Source organism: Peristeroidobacter soli (assembly GCF_004138485.1).
Taxonomy (GTDB): domain Bacteria; phylum Pseudomonadota; class Gammaproteobacteria; order Steroidobacterales; family Steroidobacteraceae; genus Steroidobacter; species Steroidobacter soli.
Map to the genome: position 1 here is coordinate 67,693 of NZ_ML142848.1, position 20,549 is coordinate 88,241.

15 protein-coding genes are annotated in these 20,549 nt (G+C 62.5%); 1 reads left to right on the plus strand and 14 read right to left on the minus strand.

What is annotated here, in order from left to right; translation table 11 throughout:
* Position 1: 1 nt before the first annotated feature.
* Genes EKO19_RS00305 through EKO19_RS00335 form a run of 7 tightly spaced genes read right to left on the minus strand, consistent with a single transcriptional unit; the run spans position 2 to position 9,901 of the window.
* Positions 2 to 1,030: an ABC transporter substrate-binding protein gene (locus tag EKO19_RS00305; RefSeq protein ID WP_129774424.1), complete on the minus strand. Its 1,029-nt coding sequence runs from the start codon at positions 1,028 to 1,030 to the stop codon at positions 2 to 4.
* Positions 1,011 to 2,843, minus strand: a complete 1,833-nt coding sequence (locus EKO19_RS00310; protein WP_129774425.1) for an extracellular solute-binding protein — start codon at positions 2,841 to 2,843, stop codon at positions 1,011 to 1,013. The genes EKO19_RS00305 and EKO19_RS00310 overlap by 20 nt, the downstream gene beginning before the upstream one ends.
* Positions 2,840 to 4,417, minus strand: a complete 1,578-nt coding sequence (locus EKO19_RS00315) for an ABC transporter ATP-binding protein (RefSeq protein WP_129774426.1) — start codon at positions 4,415 to 4,417, stop codon at positions 2,840 to 2,842. Before EKO19_RS00315 ends, EKO19_RS00310 begins: the two co-directional genes overlap by 4 nt.
* Positions 4,414 to 5,508: an ABC transporter permease gene (locus EKO19_RS00320; protein ID WP_407676631.1), complete on the minus strand. Its 1,095-nt coding sequence runs from the start codon at positions 5,506 to 5,508 to the stop codon at positions 4,414 to 4,416. The genes EKO19_RS00315 and EKO19_RS00320 overlap by 4 nt, the downstream gene beginning before the upstream one ends.
* Positions 5,509 to 5,530: 22 nt before the next feature.
* Complete coding sequence (locus EKO19_RS00325) at positions 5,531 to 6,550, minus strand: ABC transporter permease subunit (RefSeq protein WP_129775930.1); 1,020 nt, start codon at positions 6,548 to 6,550, stop codon at positions 5,531 to 5,533.
* Between the two features lie 29 nt (positions 6,551 to 6,579).
* Positions 6,580 to 7,662 carry an ABC transporter substrate-binding protein gene (locus EKO19_RS00330; RefSeq protein WP_129774428.1) on the minus strand — a complete coding sequence of 361 codons (1,083 nt, stop codon included), beginning with the start codon at positions 7,660 to 7,662 and terminating at the stop codon, positions 6,580 to 6,582.
* 34 nt (positions 7,663 to 7,696) lie between these two features.
* Positions 7,697 to 9,901, minus strand: coding sequence for a TonB-dependent receptor (locus EKO19_RS00335; RefSeq protein ID WP_129774429.1), 2,205 nt, complete (start codon positions 9,899 to 9,901; stop codon positions 7,697 to 7,699).
* Between the two features lie 292 nt (positions 9,902 to 10,193).
* On the opposite strand from EKO19_RS00335, the gene EKO19_RS00340 reads away from it, so the two are divergent.
* Positions 10,194 to 11,261 carry an ABC transporter substrate-binding protein gene (locus EKO19_RS00340; protein ID WP_129774430.1) on the plus strand — a complete coding sequence of 356 codons (1,068 nt, stop codon included), beginning with the start codon at positions 10,194 to 10,196 and terminating at the stop codon, positions 11,259 to 11,261.
* 17 nt (positions 11,262 to 11,278) lie between these two features.
* Here EKO19_RS00340 and EKO19_RS00345 read toward each other — a convergent pair whose 3' ends face one another.
* The 7 genes from EKO19_RS00345 to EKO19_RS00375 form a co-directional block, all read right to left on the minus strand.
* Positions 11,279 to 11,923 carry a response regulator gene (locus tag EKO19_RS00345; RefSeq protein ID WP_129774431.1) on the minus strand — a complete coding sequence of 215 codons (645 nt, stop codon included), beginning with the start codon at positions 11,921 to 11,923 and terminating at the stop codon, positions 11,279 to 11,281.
* 51 nt (positions 11,924 to 11,974) lie between these two features.
* Complete coding sequence (locus EKO19_RS00350; protein ID WP_129774432.1) at positions 11,975 to 13,894, minus strand: hypothetical protein; 1,920 nt, start codon at positions 13,892 to 13,894, stop codon at positions 11,975 to 11,977.
* A gap of 26 nt (positions 13,895 to 13,920) precedes the next feature.
* Positions 13,921 to 14,853, minus strand: a complete 933-nt coding sequence (locus tag EKO19_RS00355) for a hypothetical protein (RefSeq protein ID WP_129774433.1) — start codon at positions 14,851 to 14,853, stop codon at positions 13,921 to 13,923.
* A gap of 61 nt (positions 14,854 to 14,914) precedes the next feature.
* Positions 14,915 to 15,760, minus strand: coding sequence for a hypothetical protein (locus EKO19_RS00360; protein ID WP_129774434.1), 846 nt, complete (start codon positions 15,758 to 15,760; stop codon positions 14,915 to 14,917).
* Positions 15,761 to 15,811: 51 nt separating this feature from the next.
* Positions 15,812 to 16,564 carry a hypothetical protein gene (locus tag EKO19_RS00365; RefSeq protein WP_129774435.1) on the minus strand — a complete coding sequence of 251 codons (753 nt, stop codon included), beginning with the start codon at positions 16,562 to 16,564 and terminating at the stop codon, positions 15,812 to 15,814.
* A gap of 39 nt (positions 16,565 to 16,603) precedes the next feature.
* The gene (locus EKO19_RS00370) at positions 16,604 to 19,369 is read right to left on the minus strand and encodes a TonB-dependent receptor (RefSeq protein ID WP_129774436.1); all 2,766 of its coding nucleotides are present in this window, start codon (positions 19,367 to 19,369) and stop codon (positions 16,604 to 16,606) included.
* A gap of 114 nt (positions 19,370 to 19,483) precedes the next feature.
* Entirely contained in the window at positions 19,484 to 20,530 is a 1,047-nt protein-coding gene (locus tag EKO19_RS00375; RefSeq protein WP_129775931.1) for an aromatic ring-hydroxylating dioxygenase subunit alpha, read from the minus strand.
* Positions 20,531 to 20,549 lie beyond the last annotated feature (19 nt).

A 20,549-nucleotide genomic window follows, 5' to 3' on the forward strand; every position in this document is an offset into this window, starting at 1 on the left:
GTTATTTGGTGAGCGCCGCCAGCGGCCGCGGATCGATCCAGTTGCGCACATCGAAATCCTGCGCCAGAAAGCCCCACTGCAACAGGAAGTTCTTGTAGCCCTCGAGCGCCACGATGGAGGACTCGGCCAGATCGGTGACCTGACGCAAATGCAGATCGGCGCCGTACGCCCGCCGCACATCGGCCTCTCGCGAACCCGTTTCGCGAGCCACATACGCAACCGTCTCGCCTGGATGCGCGACTGCCCACGCTCCCACATCCACGATGCGTTTCAAGAAGCGAGTGACGATGTCCGGTCGGGTCTGCAACAGATGCAAGTCCACTGTGACGGGGCGCGGCGCCCCATTGTTTGCCCGCACGCGCGGGTCCGGATGATTGCGAACGTCGAAGACCACGTGTGCCTTCAGCTGCTCGGTCACTTCGATACCCCGCGAGCCCTTGACGAAGATCGCATCGACACGCTTTTCGAGGAGTGCTTCGACTTCCTTGCCATAGGCGGCACGCTGGCCACCCGTGAACGCGGGCGCCCGCGGAGAGTCGCTGTAGTCGGCATCGATGAATTCGACTTCCTTCGGGTCGATACCCGCGAGCTGCAACGTGACCACGACGCCACGCAGTGCCGAGGCGCGACTGTGGTCGATCGAGTTGTGATGACGAGGCAATGCCACCCGGCGCCCGCGCAAATCCGCCGGCGCCTGGATGCCCGAGCCAGGCAACGTCAGGATGCCTTGATACTCATCGACCCAGTTCAGTCCGATCACGCGTGTCTCACGGCCCTTCGCTCGCGCCCAGATCGGCGGCACATTGCCGCCCTGGCGAAACGAATTGTGCAGATGATGATCGTAGTGCGACTCGCGCACTGTCGCGTCTTCGGTTTCCTGCAGAGTGCTGATCTGAATACCGTCGGCGGCGAACTCCTCGTTGAACCAACCCAACTGCGCGGCCAATCCGAGCGGAGTCGGCACCGGGCATCGGGTATACCAGAGCTGTCGCAGCTCGGCGTCGGCAAGGTCATCGGGTTGAGCTGACATGAATGATCTCCTGGGAGGGCGAAGCCGGCTTGCGCCACCACTGACTCAAGACCCAGTCATAGGGAGCGTAGTAATCCGGCAATTGTTCGGCGAAGGCCAGAGCGGTGTTGTAAGCAACGCGATGCTCGAACGAATAGCGCTCCGGCACCACGTAGTAGCCATGCATGAGGACACGATCCAGCGCACGAGCCACCGTTTTCAATTCATCGGCGGAATGCGCGAGCGAGAGCTTGTCGATCAGCGCATCGATCACGGGCGACTTGACGCCGATGGTGTTCTCCGAGCCGGGCACGTCGGCGTCGGCACTGTTGAGCTTGGCACGCAGGTCGCTACCCGGCACCCGCGACTCCCGGAACACGATCATCGCCATGTCGTAATCGAAGTTCTGCATGGCCTTGCGTTGCGCGACCTGATCGCCGAGCCGGCGTTTGACGATGATTCCGTAGCGCCCGATGTTCCTCAGATAAGTCTCGATACGTGGCAGGGGAATGCCCTCGCTCAAGCTGGCTTCGAGCACGAACGGCTCGCCCTTGGCATTGCGCAGGGCGCCGTCACGATAGGTCCAGCCCGCCTCCGCGAGCAAACGCTGACCTTTGATGAGCTTGTCACGCAGCGACGTGGGTGCAACCTGTGCGGAGTTTGGCACCATGGGACCGAACACCGCGGGATCGAGCTGATCGCGCCACGGCTCGAGCAGCTTCAATTCCTGTGCCGAGGGCTCGCCGGTCGCGGCCAGCTCGCTGTTGGAGAAATAGCTGTACGGATGTTTGTACTCGCCATAAAAGATGTTCTTGTTGATCCAGTCGAAATCCAGTGCCAGCGCCAGTGCCTGGCGCACGCGCACGTCCTGGAAGCGCTCGCGACGCAAGTTGAAGATGTAGCCGTTCATGCCTGGCACGTTGGTGTGCGGGAACAGCCGCTTGGTGAGCTCGCCGGCGGCGAAGCGTCCGCCCGTGTACACGCAACACCAGTTGCGTGCCTTGCCCTCCACCATGACGTCGAACTCGCCGGCTTTGAACGCTTCGACTTGCAGGTCATAGTCGCGAAACAGCTTGTAGCTGACGACGTCAAAGTTGAACGCGCCCCGCCGCACCGGCAAGTCGGCCGCCCAATAGTTCGGGTTGCGTCGATAACGGATGCCACCGCGCACATAGTCGGCCTGCTCGACCACGTAGGGACCGCTCGCGATCGGCGCATCAGTCTGTACATCGGCGAACGGCTTGCCCTGGCCCCAGCGAGGCGAGAACACCGGCAGTGTGCCGGCGACGAACGCCTGTTCATGGCTGGCGCGCTTGAACTCGAAGCGGACCGTCATGTCGTCCACCAGCACGGCTCGTTCGATGCCGGCGAAGTACAGCCGGAAACGGGGCGCGGCACTCTTGCCCGTCAGCGTATCGAACGAATATTTCACGTCGGCCGCGGTGACCCGGTCGCCATTCGAGAAGCGCGCGGCCGGATTCACGTGGAAGGTCGCTGCGCGCAAGTCAGATGCCACGGCGATGTCATCGGCGATCAATCCATACTGCGTGGTCGCCTCGTCCATGCTGTAGACCGCGAGCGTCTCGAACACCAGCTCGATCAATCCTGGCGCCGCCTTGCCTCGCAGAGTGTACGGGTTGAGCTTTTCGAAGTTGGTCGCTTCATAGGACGTTGACAAGCGCAGCGTGCCGCCCTTGGGCGCGTCCGGATCGGCGTATTCGAAGTGTTGGAAACCCGCCGGATATTTCGGCTCGCCGTACAGCGCAATGGCATGCGCCGCTTCAGCCCCCGGTGCCAGCAGCGCCAGCATGAAGATCAGAGTAAACCGGCTCATTGGGCCGCTCTCAGCAGACTTTGGGTGTAGGTGTGACGCGGCGAGCCCAGGAGCTGCTGTGTCTCACCCGTCTCGACGACCTTGCCATCCTTCATCACCAGCAGGTGATGCGACATCGCATTCGCAACGGCGATGTCGTGCGTGATCAGGATGTAGCTCAACTGATATCGGCGCTGCAGACGGGTCAGCAAGGCCAGCACCTGGCGTTGAATGGAAACGTCGAGCGCCGAGGTAGGTTCGTCCAGCACCACGATGAGCGGCTTCAACACCACCGCGCGCGCGATCGCAATCCTTTGTCGCTGGCCGCCCGAGAATTCGTGCGGATAACGCGACAGCGCCGACTCCGGCAACCCGACTTCGCCCAGCACTTCGATCAGCGCCGCCCGCCGCTGCGCCGCTGTCAGTTCGGGCCGATGCAACTCCAGCCCCTCGCCGATGATCTGCTCGACCGTCATGCGTGGCGACAACGAACCAAAGGGATCTTGAAACACGACTTGCAGTTGGCCGCGCATCGCACGCCAGGCATTGCTGGCGTACTTCACTCCCCGACCGTCATATTCGACCGTGCCGGCCGCGGGCCTCACCAACCCGAGCACCGCCAGCGCGAGCGTGGATTTTCCCGAGCCTGATTCGCCGAGCACGCCCAGCGTTTCGCCCCGCCGAAGTTGAAAGTCGACACCGTCGACGGCGGCGAGCGTATTGCGCCTGAATCGCTCACGCCAGCCACCGCGCCGATGTTTGAATTCGACGCGCAGGCCGGAAGCCTTAAGCACGGTGGGTTCGGAGGCTTCGACCGGCGTGACCGCGCGAACCGGCTGACTGTCCATCAGACGGCGCGTGTACGGATGTTTCGGCGCTTCGAACAGCTGCTCGGTCGGCGCCACTTCCACCAGCACGCCCTGCTCCATCACGGCGACGCGCTGAGCGAACTTTCTCACCAGGTGCAGATCATGCGTAATCAACAGCACCGCGAGCCCGTCGCGCTGCTGCAGCTTCAACAGCAACTCCACGATCCTGGCGCGAATGGTCACATCCAGCGCCGTCGTCGGCTCGTCGGCGATCAGCAGTCTGGGCTTGCACGCCAACGCCATCGCGATCATCGCGCGCTGCCGCTGGCCACCAGACAACTGATGAGGATAGCTGTCGACGCGACGCGCGGGATCAGCGACGCCGGTGGATTCCAACAGTGAAATGGCCGCCTCGCGCGCCCGTCTCGCACTCAGGCCCTCATGGAGCACGAGCGTTTCGATGATCTGCTTGCCGATGGTGAGCACCGGATTGAGCGCCGACATCGGTTCCTGAAAAATCATGGAAATGTCCCGGCCACGGAGGGTCCGGATCTGCTCATCGTCATAGCGAGACAGATCCTCGCCTTGAAAGCGGATGGCGCCACTGATGCTGGCCTCCTCCAGGAGGCGCAACACCGACAGTGCGGTGACGGTTTTTCCGGAGCCCGACTCACCGACCAGCGCGACACGCTCCCCCGCCTGCACGGCCAGAGACAAATCGCGCACGGCAACGGTATCGCCGAAGCGAACCGACAGTTTTTCCAGCTCGAGCAGCGGCGCCGTCATGATGCCGCCGCAGCGCTGTCGCGCACGCGTGTATCGAGCGCGGTGCGCAGCGCCTCACCGATGAATGTGAGCAGCAACAACGTGATCACCAGCACGAAGAACGTCGGCACCGAGATCCACCAGGCATATAGATAAGTTTTGCCCTGCGCGAGCAGCTCGCCCAGGCTGGGCGTCGGCGGTGGCACGCCGAGACCGAGAAAGTCCAGGCTCGTGAGCGCCATGATGGCGGCGCTCATGCGGAACGGCAGGAAAGTGATCACGGGAGTGAGACTGTTCGGCAGGACGTGCCGCCAGATGATCTGCAAGTTCGTCAGCCCCATGGCACGCGCCGCGGTTACATACTCGAGCTGCCGATTGCGCAGAAACTCCGCGCGCACGTAGTCCGATAGCGAAATCCAGCCAAACGCGGACAACAGCACGAACACCAGCAACAGGCTCGGTTCGAAGAACGAGGCAAAGATGATCAGCAGATACAGCTCCGGCAGCGCGCCCCAGATCTCGATCAGGCGCTGCGTGACCAGATCCACCCGCCCGCCGAAATAGCCTTGCAGAGCGCCGAGCGCCACACCGATCAGCACTCCCGACACCGTCAGTGCCAGACCGAACAACACCGACAGTCGAAACGCGTAGAACAAACGGGCCGCCACGTCGCGACCGATGATGTCCGTGCCCAGCCAGTTGCTGGCGGAAGGCGGCGCGGGATGCGGCGTCTCGGGGAAATAGTTCATCGCCTTGTAGCCCCAGCGATTGAACGTGAACAACGCGAAGTTGCCCGGTGCCGTCAGCTGCTGTTGCACGAAGGGATCGTGATAGTCGGCTTCGGTGAGCAGTTCTCCGCCCAGATCCGCCTCCGACAGGGTCTGCACGATCGGCACATACCAATGCCCGTCGTAGCGAGCCAGCAGTGGCTTGTCGTTCGAGAGCAGCTCCGCCAGCAGGCTGATGGCCAGCATCGAGGCCAGGATCAACAGGCTGTAATAACCGAGGCGCTGACGTTTGAAACGCTCCCACACCCGCCGGCCGGGTGAAACGGATTCCACCACGGTCGGCCTCGTCGCCTCGGCGACCGGCGGCACCAGAGAGAGGCCCACATCATCCGGCAGAGTACTCACGTCAGCTCCGGTGCGAATCGAACTTGATGCGCGGATCGGCCAGCACATACGCGAGATCGCCGATCAGCTTGGTGAACAGCCCGAGCAACGTGAATAGAAACAGCGTGCCGATGACCACCGGATAATCCCGCCGACGCACCGATTCGAACGACAGCAGACCGAGCCCGTCGAGCGAGAACAGCGTCTCGATCAACAGACTGCCTGTGAAGAACGCGGCGATGAAGGTTGCGGGAAAGCCCGTGACCAGCGGCAGCAACGCGTTACGAAACACGTGTCGCCACAACACACTGCGTTCCGACAGTCCCTTGGCCCGGGCGGTGAGCACGTACTGACGCCGGATCTGTTCGAGCACCGCATGCTTGGTCAGCATCGTCTTCACCGCGAACTGACTGACGACCGTAGCGGTGACGGGCAAAGCGATATGCCAGAGATAGTCGAGCACCTTTCCGGTCGCGCTCAGCTGTTCCCAGTTCTCCGAGGTGAGCCCTCGCAAGGGAAACACCGTCCAGTAAGTCCCGCCGCCGAACAACACCAGCAACAGCACGCCCAGCACGAAGCCCGGAATCGCATAGCCAGTCATCACCAGCACGCTGCTGACCAGGTCGAAGCGCGTGCCGGCGCGGACGGCCTTGGCAATGCCCAGCGGCACCGAGATCAAGTACGTGAGCATGAAAGTCCACAGTCCGAGCGACAGCGACACCGGCAGCTTGGATTTGATCAACGACCAGACACTTTCGTGCGTGAAGTAGCTTTCGCCCAGATCGAAACGCGCGAAGCGGCTGATCATGAGCCAGTAGCGTTCGAGCACGGGCTTGTCGAAGCCGTACATTTCTCGAAGCTGCTGCAACTGGCTGTCGTCGACCCGGCCGCCCGCGCTGTAGTTCAAACCGCCACCGCCGCTGGCCTCGGCGCCGGTGTCGGTGCCCTGCGCTTCGTTCAACACATGCTCGATCGGTCCGCCGGGCACGAACTGAGTGATGATGAACGTCAACGTCACCACGCCGAACAGAGTCGGCAGCATGACGAGCAGGCGTTTGAGGAAGTAGAGCACTACTTCCCCTGCTCGAGCAGCTTGCGCGCGTTCTCGAGCGGGCGACGATCGGTCCACTCCTCGAGATCGAAATCGCGTTCCAGGAAACCGTGCAACAGCAGGAAGTCGATCTGCTTGCGGAACAGCGCCAGCCGTTCCGGCGACAGATCGGGATGCAGCGACTTGTGGAAGTCATTGCGATAGGCGGCGGCCACACCATCCGCGCTCCCCCGCGTCTCACTTTGCAGCACCTCACGCACGCCAGCTTCGTTGTTTACCGCCCAGTCGGCCGCGCGCAGGCTTTGCGCGATGAAACGACTCACCAGATCGAGATGGTCGTTGAGGAAATCCTCGTGCACAGTGATGGGCCGCGGCGTACCGTTGTTCACGCGGAAACGACGATCAGGCAACGTGTCCAGGTCGATGGCGACCACGACGCCGAGCCGCTTCGCTGCATCCACTGCGGAAGCGCCCTTCACATAGACGGCATCGACCCGTCCCTGCACCAGATCGTTGAGTCCCCACCAAAGGTTCTGCAGCGCTTGAGCGTTGGCGGGAGCGGCGCCTGATTCGATCCGGCGTGCCTCCACTTCGACGAAAGTCACATCGTCAAAGCTCAGTCCGGCATACGCCAGCGCGCCTCGCACACCGGCGAGCGTCATGCCGCGACCGATGCTGCTGCCGCGGATGTGACTCGGAATCCGATGCTCGATGAAACTGGGGAGCGCGATCCTGCGGCCCTTCAGATCCTTCGGCTCGCGGATGCCGGAATCGGGCCGCGCGATGATGGCCTGGCCTTCATCGATCCAGGTCAGACCGATCAAGCGAGTCTTCGCCCCCTGCGCACGAGCCGCGATCGACAGCATGTTGCCGCCTTCGCGGATCAGCGTGTTCAGCTCGTGATCGTAGTGATGCCGGGACAGATCGCTGTTGCGCGCGTCCTCCTGCAGCGTCGACAGCGGAATGCCGTCGCGGGCGAACTCCTCCGTGAGCCAACCGAGCTTGTACGCCAGACCCGTCGCCGTCGGCACCGGGCAGCGTGTGAACCAGATGCGATCGACGGCGGGCGTATTGGACGGCTTCAATGCAGCGTTGCTGGACATGATTGATCCTTTGATGAGTGAGTGAGCTCGAGTTTCAGTACTTGACGGTGACAGCGACGCCGTAGGTACGCGGCGGACCGTTCGAGTACGAACCCGTGATCAGCGAGGTGTTGCGATAAATCTTGTCGGTCACGTTCAGCGCATAGGCGCGGAACTCGTAGTTGCCGGCCGGCGACTGATAGCCCGCCGACACGTTACCCAGCGTGTACGCCGGCTCGATCAGCGCCCGGCTGGTCTGATCGGTGGCATTGAAGTACGACTTGGTGCGATACGCCCAATCGGTATCCAGCGCCAGATGACCGCCGTTGGAGAGCGGCAGCTTGTACCCGAGCTGCAGATTGCTGATCACCCGAGGCACCCGGTTGAACCAGTTGCCGCGCGCGTTGCTGGTCGGCGAATCCTGGAAATCGGTGAACTCGGTGTTGTTGTAGCCAAGGTTCAGACGGACGTTGAGATTGGTGATGGGGACGACCGCCAGCTCCACTTCCGCGCCCTTGGAGACGCCGCTCCTGGCGTTGATGAACGTCAGCACCTGCTGGTTGTTGGCGTCGAGCGTGGTCGCCTTCTGCTGGATGTCGGTGTAGTCGTAATAGAACGTCGCGACGTTCAGCACCACGCGGCTGTCCCACCACTCGCTCTTCAAGCCGAGCTCGTAGGCCTTGAGATATTCGGGCTCGATCACCGTCACCTGATTCTGGCGCGTCGCGCCGGCGTTGAAACTGCCGCCGTTGAAACCTTTCGAATGGCGGAAGTAGACGCGCAGGTTGTCATTGATTGCGTAGCCCGGAGTGATTTCGTAGGTGAAGGCGTTCCAGGTCTTCTGCTGATTCTGAACCGCGTCGTTGCGCAGCGGACGGTTGACGATCAGCTCCGGCACCCACCACTGATTCAGATCGCCGAACGCAAAGCCGGTGACGCCGGTCTGGTTGAGCAGATCGACCCGCTTGGTCTCCGAGGTTTGCCGCACACCCAGGCCAAGATCGAACTTCTCGGTGAAGTGATAGGTCGCGTTCGCAAACGCCGCGTAGCTCTCCGCCTCCAGCGTGTATGCGTTGATGGTGTAGCTGATCGGTTTTGCCGCGCCCGCGGCGGTAAGCGAGCCCGGCAGCGCCGCGCTTTCGCTGTCGGCGACCAGCTTGCCGTTGAAGTAGTGCGCGCCCAGGATCCAGGTCAAGCGTTCATCGGCGCGCGACGTAAGCCGAAACTCCTGACTGAACTGATCCACTTCGAACGCCGTGTGCGTGCGGGTCGATTCGTAGGGTACGGCATCGCCACCCAGCTGCTCGCGCTCGAAGTTTTCGTATCCCGAGATGGACGCGAGCGTCCAGCCGTTGGCGAATTGCTTGTTCAAGGTCACCGTGGCACCACGCTGCTGCAGATCGTCTTCGCGATCGGCGAGCGAGGGAACGTTGAAGCGCGTCTGCTCCCGATTGTTGTAATTGCCGCTGGTCAGCACCGGACCGCTGAAATCGCGGTAGTGCAGGTTCACGACCCCGTCGAACGTATCGGAGAACTGCGTGAGCAGTTGGAAGCGGACACCCGCGTCGCTCCAGCTGTCGGTGCCGGGCAGGAAGCTGTTCTGGGTATAGAGATCGGCCTCGTTGTACTGGCCCGACAGGCGCGCCGCGAACACGCCGTCCTTGAGCCCGCCGCCGATGGCGCCTTCGATCAGCTTCTCGTTGTAGTCGCCGTAGGCCACCTTCAGATAGCCATCCGGATCGAAGCTGGGCTTGCGGGAAATGAAATTGATCGCGCCGCCCGTGGTGTTCTTGCCCCACAGCGTGCCCTGCGGACCGCGCAGCACTTCCACCCGCTCCAGATCGAACAAGGGAAAGCCCACCGTGGAAGCATTCCAGATATATACGTCATCGACATACGTGCCGATCGGATTGGTGTTCCAGATGGATGCATCCGACAGACCGATGCCGCGAATGTAGAACTTCGGTCGTCCGTGGCCGTCGGTGGTATCCGCGGTCATGTTCGGCACGAAGCGGATCACGTCGCCGGCATTGCGCACTTCTGAATTGGCGACGGTCTCGCCGCTGATCACGCTGACCGCCGATGCGATCTCCTGCACGTTCTGTTCGCGGCGCTCGGCGGTCACGACGACCGTTTCGACCGCGTCGCCGCCGGCGACATTCTCGGCAGCGGCGGTGGTTACCGCGGCGAACGTCAGAGACAAATAGCTCAAGGCCAGCGGAGCACGCACGCTCCACTGTGCCATTTCACGGGAAAACATGGGAAACCTCAGGTGAGGCGCATGACTGCGCTGTTCGAATCTTGATTGCAGTCTACGAAGCACCGGTCACCGGCGCTGTTATGCCGCGGTTACGGATGAGTCACAACTTCACTCTGTCAGCGACGCAGAGCGGCCATTCCGTGCGGAAAATCGTGCACGCCGCGAAGTAACGATGCTTACAAACGTTGTGGTTACAACACATGAGCTCATAACGAGTCGATCTGAAGGCCGCGCTTCCCGACCGGCACTATCCTGCGCACATCGGTCGACTCATCAACGTCAGGAACCTCGCGTGAGCAACGTCAACTCCAAAGTCGAAACCCTCTGGTTCACTCGCTGCGCGGGCGGCGGTCGCGGCGGCGTGCCCACCGCCTCGGGCATCGCATACAAGCTGGGCTACCTGGAACAGGAGTTCAGAGCCGACGGCATTCAGTTGCGCACTCTGCAGGAGGATGCCGGCCCGGAATTGTTACATCATCATTACGAGCATGGTCTGCCCACGCTGATCCGCGAAGGCGGCAACCTGTTTGCCATTCCCGCCAAGGCCCAAGGCGCTCAGACCCGTCTGATCGGTTTGACCTGGATCGATGAAGCGCAGTCCATTCTCGTGCGACCCGACTCGGACATCCGCTCGCCGGTCCAACTCAAAGGCAAGCGCCTCGGCGTGCCCGCCTTCCGCGCCAACGATATCGAGGAGAATCGCCGCGGCCGGAGCATCAATCGGCTGGGCGCTCTGCATGGTTACAAAGGGGCGCTGGCGGCGGCCGGCCTGACGCTCGACGATGTCGAGCTGGTTGAAATCCCCTGGGACCAGGCCAGAGATGCCGATGCCTTCGGCGGCTGGCGCCAGGGCTTTCAACCGTTGCTCGACGGCAGCATCGATGGCTTCTATGTGAAAGGCGCCGCGGCTCAGGATGGCGCACGCGTCTTCGGCCTGGAGGTCGGCATCGATCTGGATCGCCTGCCCGAGCGCCGCTTCCGTGTGAACAACGGCACGCCGCGGCCCATCACCGTGCACCAGGACTTCCTGGACAATCATTTCGACTTGCTGGTTCGTTTCCTGCACCAGACGCTGCGCGCCGCCGAGTGGGCCAAGAACAATCTCGCCGGCGTGAGTGAGATTCTCCAGAGCGAGACCGGTGCGACCGCCAGCGGCGTGGCTGCCGCGTATCGCAATGGCTTTCATCTGTCGCTCGCTCCGGATCTTTCCGCAGAGCGCCTCGCACTGTTCCGTCAGCAGAAGAATTTTTTGTTCACGTACGGCGTGCTGGATCGCGACTTCGATTTCGATGCCTGGATCGATCCGCGGCCGCTGGATGAAGCCTTGCGACGGCTGCATTCGACCAAGGCCGCGGCCTGATCGCTCACTGGTTCCGCTCAGAACGGCGGAACCAGCCCCAACCGGATGGCCGCCCGCAGCAGCTGTGTCCCGTTATCCGCGCCGAGCTTCTGCCGGATCGAAGACTGATGATTGGCGACGGTCTTCGGGTTCAGGCCCAGCTGCCGGGCGATCTCATTGAGAGCACAGCCGTCCGCGAGCAGCTTCAGCACCTCGAACTCCCGCGCCGAAAGAATCTCGTGGCTGCCTTGCTCGGTGCTCAGCGGCTGCAGCGCCAGCGTCTGCGCCACATCGGGACTGAGAAACCGGCGGCCGCCTGCGACGCTGGCCACCGCCTCCACCAGCACGCGAGGTGCGGCCGCTTTCGTCAGATAGCCAGCCGCGCCAGCTTCGAGCGCACGCCGGGCAAAGATGGCGTCCTCATACATGCTGAACATCAACACGCGTGCCTTGGGTTCATGCACCAGAATCCGGCGGAGGGCTTCGATGCCGCTCACGCCCGGCAAGGCGATGTCCATGACGGCGACATCCGGCATCAAGCTGCAAAACATGTGATAGGCCTCGGTGGCGCTGGCGGCCTCGCCTACGACCGTGATGCCGCCGCTGACTTCCAGCAATCGCCGGTACCCCTCACGCACGACGGAGTGATCGTCCACCAGCAGCACCGTTGTTCGCGCACTCATGGCGTCACTCCTGGGCTGATCGCCGTTTCCCGTTGGGCCCTCCCACGCCCATCACGGTATCACAGGAGGAAACACCAGAGGGCCGCCGTTGAGCGTCGTCGTTCTCGTGCCGGGCCGCGGGAAAGACTGGACCTCGTGCAACACGGTGCCCGCGAACGTCACGGTGCGATGGCCGAGAGTATCCGGCAACGACACCGACACCCCGTCGCAATCGGCATCACAACGAAACGCCTGACTGACCGGGCTGCTGTAAGTCACGCTCACCACCGCTCCGGCGCGCAGGATCACTTCAATCGGGGCGAAACTCTGATCGTCGAACATCTCGAGCTTCTGGTCGCCATTGTCGAGCACCGACGTTGTCCGGTTCGCCTCCGCCGAACAGAAGTTGAAAGGACCTGACAGGACGTCGATCGCCACCGTATCGGACGCTGGGTCGCAACCCGCGAGCGCCGGAAATACCAGCGGCGTATTGGGATCGACGAAGTAGACAGTCGTGAAAGAGGCCTTGAGCGTCGCAGTCGTACCGGTCGGCGCTCCAGACTCTGTCATTCCCGACAGCGTCGTGTTCGCAAAGCTCACGTTCCGAACCAGCACGGGCATGTCGGGTCCCAGGTCCGTGTTGACGGTCACGGGGCCGAGGGTGATTCCATTGCACGCCTCAGCCTCGCACGCGAAACGAACGGTCGGGATGAGCGTCGCCGGGTCATACTGGAAGAAATAAACGCTCACGACGCTGTCGTTGCCATCCGTCACCAGCTCGACCTGCGGATAGGCGGGGTCCGCTCCACTCGTGTCAGCGAACGCGTAGACCGCCCGTGATGGCGTCGCGCCGCGCGATGTATTCAGCGTGCCGCCGATATTCAAAGGATCGAACGCATCGACGCATTGAGCGATGACGGTATTGTCCGCGAGGACCACGAAGAACTTGTTGGTGCTGCATGGGAGCACCGGCAGCTCCACGCCGGGAATGGCGCCCCTGAGAACTCCGTTCAGCACGGCACCCTCCGATGTGCCTGTCAGCGTCGCGCTGGTGAACGTCAAGGAACGCGTCTGATCGCTGGCGGCAACTCCTAAGATGACTCCGCCGCAAGCACTGCCGCTGCAGGAATAGGTGAGACCCGCGTTGACGTAGTCCGCACTCAGAATTTCATCGCCGCGCACCCTCACGGTAAGCGTGTCGTTCGTGGGCGCCGAGAAGACATAGTCAATGACGCTGTTGTCGTCCTCCTCGCGATTCGCCGTCTTGGTCGCCGGACAGAACTCCCGCGACACGCCGGCGATGTCTATTACAACGTTCTCCTCGATGCACAGGCGTGCCAGTGAAGCCACCTGCCGAGAGAGCGTCGCGAGCGTACTCCCATTGGTTACCAGCACCGCTTCGAGCGCCTGAATGGTGTCGAACATCGGATCGCCGGAGGTTGCATTGAAGGCCGAAGTAATGAAGCTCGCATCCCCCGATCGAACCGACACGCCCAGCACATCCCGCAGATAGGCCGTGACCTTGGCTTGCGCTGCCCGGATCTTTTCGTCGGTGACCATTTCAGTGCCGTTGGCGCCGAAGGCCGCGTACGCCGCCGTCGGATCCTGCCCCATCAGCTGAGCGAACAGGAGCGTCGTGAGCGGCGTGACATTCGCCGTCCCCGCTTGTGTGGCGACCGAATACAGGAAGACCTGCTGATCATTTGCGTCGGGGCCGATCCAACGCAACGCGTACGGACCGGTCAGCTGTGACAGGTCCACGCTGTAGCGATTGGTCCCGCTCGAATTGCTGGCGGTTCGGGGCAGGCCCGCCGTTCCCTTCGCCGTTACCGGCCCTGCCGTCACTCTGTCGTCATAAGCAGCGGTTCCGGCGAGCGTCGGCGTTGTGAGTGTGGTCTGCTTGGGGGGGGCATCTTCGCCGCACCCCGCGAGCAACATCGCAAATGCCAGGGCGATCAGCCCGAAACGCCGCCCGTGCCTTCTCTCCAACATGTGAGTTGATCCCCGGGAACTGGCGCCTACATCGGTGGCAGGATGAGAGATCCGTTCAGTACGGCATTGCTCTCGCCGCTATTCGTGTCGATCAGAGTGGTGCCGGCAAAAGTGAAACGGCGCGCGCCTTCGGCGTTTGCCACTGAGATCCGCACGCTGCCGCACTCGACGGACCGGCAGGCAAGTGAGACCTCGCCCTCGTACTGCACTCGCCTGACCTGCTGATCCTGATCGGCGGCCACCACGATCGATTCGCCATCGAGACTGGTGAAGCGGTAACGCCGGGTGCCGTCATCGGCAACCTCGAAGCCCGCGCCTCCCTGCGGACAGAAAGTTTGCGACGAACTGTCGCTGGTGACGATGCTGACGCCCTGCCCGGGACACGCAAGGTCGGAGAACTCCTCGGCGGGGATCTCGATGCGTCCGCTCAATTGCAGAGACTCTTGCGTGGCCGACGTTTCGTTCGAGCTCGTTCGCATAAGCGCCGTCCGCTCGAGAGTCATCACGCGAGCTCCCTGCGCGTCGCGCCTGCTGATCGTGATGCCCTGGCACGCCGCAGCCACGCAGTGGAACTCCGGCCGGACGTCACTGCCCCAAGCCGCCGACAGGATGTTGCCCCCGGCGACTTCGACACGCAGCCAGCGCTGTGGCGCGGTGAGCGAAGCAATTTGATGGGAGCGCACGCTGCCGTTGTGTTTTGTGATGAGCGCGCCCATGCACACGGACTCGATGGAGTCATCCATCGCGATTTCGAGCTGCTGTCCGGCGCAGGCAGATGAGGACTTCGCTGCCTCCGCGATCTCCCTGGTGGGCTCGACCTGCTCGTGGTCCAACCCGGCCGCAAGCCGATCGGGCGGTCGCGGTTCAGTGCGGTCGCCGTGTTTCACGACGCCAAGCGCGACGATCGCCACGGCCCCGAGCAGCGAGAGCACAACCCATTTCCGTTTTGGTCTTGCCACGTCGACGATCTCCTTCGGCGGGCGTCGCGATGACGACGCCCGCTTGCCCCGGCTCATTGCATCAGGACGTCTTGCAGGCATACGCCTGCGCCTGAATGTTGGTCGGAATCTGAGTTTCCTCGCCGCCCTGCCAGTACTTGATGGCGAAGCTGGTCAGCGCGTAATGATCGCTGGTGCCGCCGAACGGGCAGTTCTGCCGCACGAACAGCCAAGGCGACCAGATGCTGTTCACGCCATCCGGATCGAAGACATTGGTATCCGCCCAATACATGACCCTGCCGTTGTCCCGGTCGGCCGCCGAGCCCGGGGGTACGACTTGGTTGATGCCCTTATAGGTCTTGCCGGTGTATTCGAGATACTTCACCGCCAGCGAATTGTCGGGATCGGTGCCCGAGGTGCTGCCGCTCCCCATCCAATAGCTGACCCAGGCCGACAGCGATGCGCCAGTGCCGCGGATGTTTCGAAAGAAATTGTTGATCTCGAAACAATCGTTACTGGTGCCGCTCCACAGCGGGCAATTGGGATTGCGGGCCGGGAAGTTCACCGGCGTCGCGGCCATGCGGACCCGCGTGGCCAGCATGAACGTATTGGTCGCATCGCAAGTCGAGCCGGTGCCCAGACAATAAACGCGGTCATACAGAGTGCCGACGTTGACGCCGCTCACCGTGATGTTTGCTGTACGCGTCGCTTTCAGAATGTAGCCCGTGAGACCGCCGGAGCCGCCCGGCAGACCACCGACGATGCAGGTCGCCGGCGGCGGAACGGTGAATGGTTTGGGGTTCACGGTAATGATCGGTGGGTCCATGTCGGGCAGCAGGCATTCGGTCGCTTGCGCCGGCGCCTGATGAAACAAGGCCGCCGCCGCACCCAGGACCATCGCACATGACAAGGCATTTGATGTTTTCACGGAATATCTCCTTCCTGTAGAGAATCTCGCGTCGTTGCAAGCCGGGCAGCGTTATTCCTCGCCCTCCTCCTCGTCGTCGTCATCCTCCGGTGGCGGCACGCCGTTGGGTTGATAGCTGGTCGTGTAGAAATCCACCGCGTCGAGCGGATCGTCGACATCGGAGTTGAGCACCCGCAGCCCCAGCGTGTTGAGAGAGATGCCGGTGGGCGCGCGCGTCTTGGTCAACAGCCAGGGCGAACGCGCGCTGCTCGTGCCGTCCGGGTCGGCGGCGTTGGCATCGATACGAAAATCGACCCATGTGTTGTCGCGTTCCGGCTCGTCGCCCTCGAACTCGTTCAGGCCTTGCACAGTGCGTCCGGCCTCGTGCAGCGCCTCGGTCGCGCCATCCAGGAAATAGGCCACCGAGACGGCCTTTCCCGGACGCGTCTGGCGGAACAGATCGTTCACGTTGAACGAGGCACCGCTCGAGTCCCATGGGTTCGCGTTCATGATCACGCGCACGCCAAAGATATAAAGCTTAGGCTTGCCGACGTTGCGCCAGACCCGCTCGTTCACCGTGCCGATCTCGATGTCGTTGTAGATCAGCGGCGCCGACCGGGATGCCACCAGGGCGTAGCCCGGCTCGCCCGGCAGGCTGGTCAGCCTGCAGCGCTGATTCCAGCCCGCGCTGGTGGGGTTGCAGCGGGTCAGCACCGAATCGCCGGTTTTCGAAAGCCGTTCGAATCCCGCCGCCGCAGCCTCGCCCGTCGCCAGCCCCAACCCCGTGCACGATACGATCAATCCGTAAAGAATCTTCCGTTTCATCTGCTCGCTCCTCTTCTTGTGATTGATGGCGTCCACACCTCATCGCGATTCATACGTGAAACCGAGCCAGACCCCACGCGGTGCTCCGGGTCCGACGTAAGTCGAATTGCGCCACTCGCTGGAGTTGTAGTTCCAGCCGCTCGGGCCGAGCGCGCCATTGACCGAAGGCGAGAATGGATTCACCCCCAGCCGGCCGGCGCTGAAATATTCCTCGTCGAGCAGATTGCTGATCCGTGCGAACAGCGTCAGGCGCTCGCCGATCCGATAGTTGGTATCGAGATCGACGACCACGAAGCCGTCGGTCCGTCCCTGGTTGGTGAACGGACGGCCGCGACGCACGTACATCTGCTCCAGCCCGTTGTTCGCGCAGCCGCCACCGAGCGAACAGAAGTAGAGCCCGGTCTCCTGATCCGTCCCGGCGGGCTCATGCAGGTTGTTCTCGTTGCCTCTGACGAACGAGGCGGAATGCGCGGTGACGTCCACACCAACCCGCCACGCCGGGGTGAGATTCAACGTCAGTGTGCCGTTGTAGTTGTGCTCGGGAATTCCCGGCAGACGCGCCCCCGGATCGATGCGGATCATATGATAGGTGCCGCGCCCGCCATTGGCGCTCGCCGTTGGCGAGGGCAGCGAATTGAATGCGCCGAGCTCGGGAAGATTGGTCGACGCCTGCGAGTTCTGGTTGAAATCCGCGGTGCTGTTGTGCGGGCTCACTGTATAGAACGTCGATTGGAACGTTGCTTCGGTATAGGAATACGCGAGTCGCAGTTCGAGCGGACCCGCCGCGCCCGCCAGCCCCACTTCGAAGCCCTGACGCCGCGTCTTGCCGACGGTATCGAAATAGCTCTTGCCATCGCCGACACCGACGAAATAGATATCGTCCTTCAGATCGGTGCGAAATACGCTCGCATTCCACTGCACCCGGCTTCCCAAAGTGCCGCGCGCGCCTGCCTCCGCCGAATCGGAACGGATTTGCGGCAGATGAGGATCGCCGGAGAGCGTGGTCGGCAGACTGCAGCCCGGCGAGACCAGGCTTCGCGGCGCTCGCGATGTGAGATTCCCAAACGGGATGTCGATCAGCGTGTCATCGAACGCGCATCCCAATTCGACCACCGATGGCACGCGCGCGCCGCGACTCACATTCCCGTAGAGATTGAGCGAGGCAACCGGCAGCCAGTTGATGCCCACCTGGGGATTGAACGAGCTGTAGTCGAAAGATTCCCGGGTGCGAGTCTGCCCGTTGACGAGTTGATCGATGATGGCGCTGCCGGTACGCAGCTCGTGCAATTCATCCAGCGCCGCCCGCACCAGCAGATCGCTGTCGACACTCGTGCTGTTGTATCGGCCGGCGAGGGTCAGATGCAGGTTCGGCAGCATCGACCACGTTTCGCTGAAATAGGCGCTGCGGGTCGTTGCCGTGCCATGGAAGTCGTTGCCGGGCACATCGTTCGCGGCCGCATAGTACTGAGACGCGATGCTGGACGGATCCAGATACACCCGATGCGAAGCATCGATGAGCGCCAGGCGCTGAACCATGCGATACGCGGCACGGCTGCGGTCGATGGACACACCCACCATGAGCTTGTGACTCGCGAGATTCCAATTCGACTGCACCGCGCCGCCATAGGTCGTCTGAGTCAGAGTTGTCGGCGTCATCAATCCGATCGGTGTTCCGTCGACGACGCCCGATCCCGAGGTGATACCGCCCACGAGACGGCTCTGCACCGCGCCGTTACGCGCGAGAAACTCTCCAGGCTGTGTCGGGTCCACGACCGCATCGTGGTCGAAACTGAAGTCATCGAACCCTTCATAGGCATCGCCGTTCAACGCATCTCGATCGCTGCCGCGGCGGTAGACCTGCGCGGTGATGTTGATGGCTTCAGAGACGTCGTACGCGCCGCTCAGTGCGAACTGTCTGAGTCGGTTGCGTGTCTCATCGGGTGAGGTGAAGACGGATTCCGGCCGCTCGTCGTAGAGCTCGCTGGGAATCAACCCGTTGCCCACCAGGTCGTTGTCGGCGAGCAGCGCGGACGCCGTGATCACGCCGAACCGGCCTCGCCAGTCCGCTCGACCGAAGAACTGCCGGACCTGCGAAGGCGAGTTGTCGCGCCAGCCCTCTTCCTCGAAGTAGTTCAGGGCGGCAAAGCCGCCGATCGCGCCGTTGTTCGCGCCAAGAGTCAGCTGTCCCTGGCGGCGGCCGAAGGAGCCCGCCAGTCCGCCCGCTTCGATTCCCTGCGACGAGAATCCGCTGCGCGTGCGGACGGAAAGCGCGCCGCCCAGCGTGTTGAGACCAAACAGTGGATTCGAACCGGGAAAGACATCGAACCGTTCGATCGCATTCAGCGGGATCAGATCCCAGTTCACCACATCGCCGAACGGCTCGTTGACCCGGATGCCATCGAAGAACACCGACAGGCCCTGCGGCGTGCCCGCCTGCGGACTCGCCGTGAAGCCCCGGTAGTTCACGTCCATCTGAAAGGGATTGCCCGAATACTCATTGATGCTGACGCCTTGCATCTTCTCGTTCATGAGCTCGCCGATGCTCAGCGCGCCCGCCTCGGCAATCTGGCGCTTGCCCAGACTCTGAACGTTGCCTGGAATCTGATCTTTGTTGAGCAGCAAGCCCGGCATGGGGCCGGCATCGGTCGGACGGACGCCTGCCACGATGACATCGGGCTCGACATCGCCCGATGTTTGCGCCGCCGTGATGTCCGACAGTGTCACGCCACAGCATACGAATGCGACGGCGATCGGCGAGGGCAGCGAGCAAACAGCGCTTGCCCGGTCCCGGCTTTGTTCCGACATCACGCATTCCCTGTGCAGCTGTCACCAAGGTCTCGTGGCCGGCAGTCTAAGCATCCGGCACCTGGACAAGCCACGGAGAAGCTCCCGAAGAATCCATGAAGGATTCCTCGATTGTCACGGCACAGGCGCGACACTCTCCTTCTTCAGGAACTGAGCCACCACCCAACGGAACTGTGACAACGCCGTATCGACGCTCAGCGGGGTCATCGTGAAGCCGGGATCGAGCGCCAGGTTGTGCTGTTGAGCCGTGATCATGGCACGGTCTTCGTTGAATGCCTTGACGATGCCGGCGTGGATCTCGCGGGTGACTTCGGGACGATCGATCAAAAAGTTGTGAGCGTGCCCGAAGAAATAGTGTGTCGAGGTCTCGGTCTCCGGCGTGAGCGCCTGGCAGCCGCGGAATGCCAGCGCATCCTCGCGGTGACTATCCTGACCGCCTGTGCCGGCAGGCATCATTCCGGAATCCATCAGCAGCACGCCGGGCACCACGAAGTCGTAGTACATCCAACGATCGACGCGAGCGCCTTCCGGATAGTTGGCGTACTTCGCCGAGTACTCCGGAGGCTGGGTATTGGCAACCCACTTGGTCAGACGCACGCCGCGTTGATTGCGCTCCACTTTGGGCAGTACCGCCGCATAGTCCGTCGATCCGCCTACCGTGGTCGGATGCAGGAACGGCAGATGCGAGAAGTCGAGGAGGTTGTCGGCGATCAACAGATAGTTCACGTCATAGTGCAGATAACCATCCAGAGAACGCCATTGCGGATGGTCGAGCCATTGGGTATCCGGAATCAGCGCCGGATCCGCGAGCGCCGGGTCGCCCATCCAGACCCAGATCCAGCGATGACGTTCGACGACCGGGAAGGCCCTGACTTTCGCATTGGGGGGAATCCGGGTCTGCGCCGGGGCACCGATGCATTGCCCGGACCGGTCATATAGCAGGCCGTGATACATGCAGCGGATCTGATCGCCGCCCTGCTCCGTCCGTCCCATCGAGAGCCGGGCCGCGCGATGACAGCATCGATCCAGCAGGGCCACGACCTGCCCGTTGCGATCGCGCCAGAAGACCAGCGGCCGATTGATGATGGTGCGGCTGAACAGCCCGTCCGCGGGCACCTCTTTATCCCAGCCGGCGACGTACCAGCAATTCTCGATGAACAACGCGGCTCCCCCCAGCAAT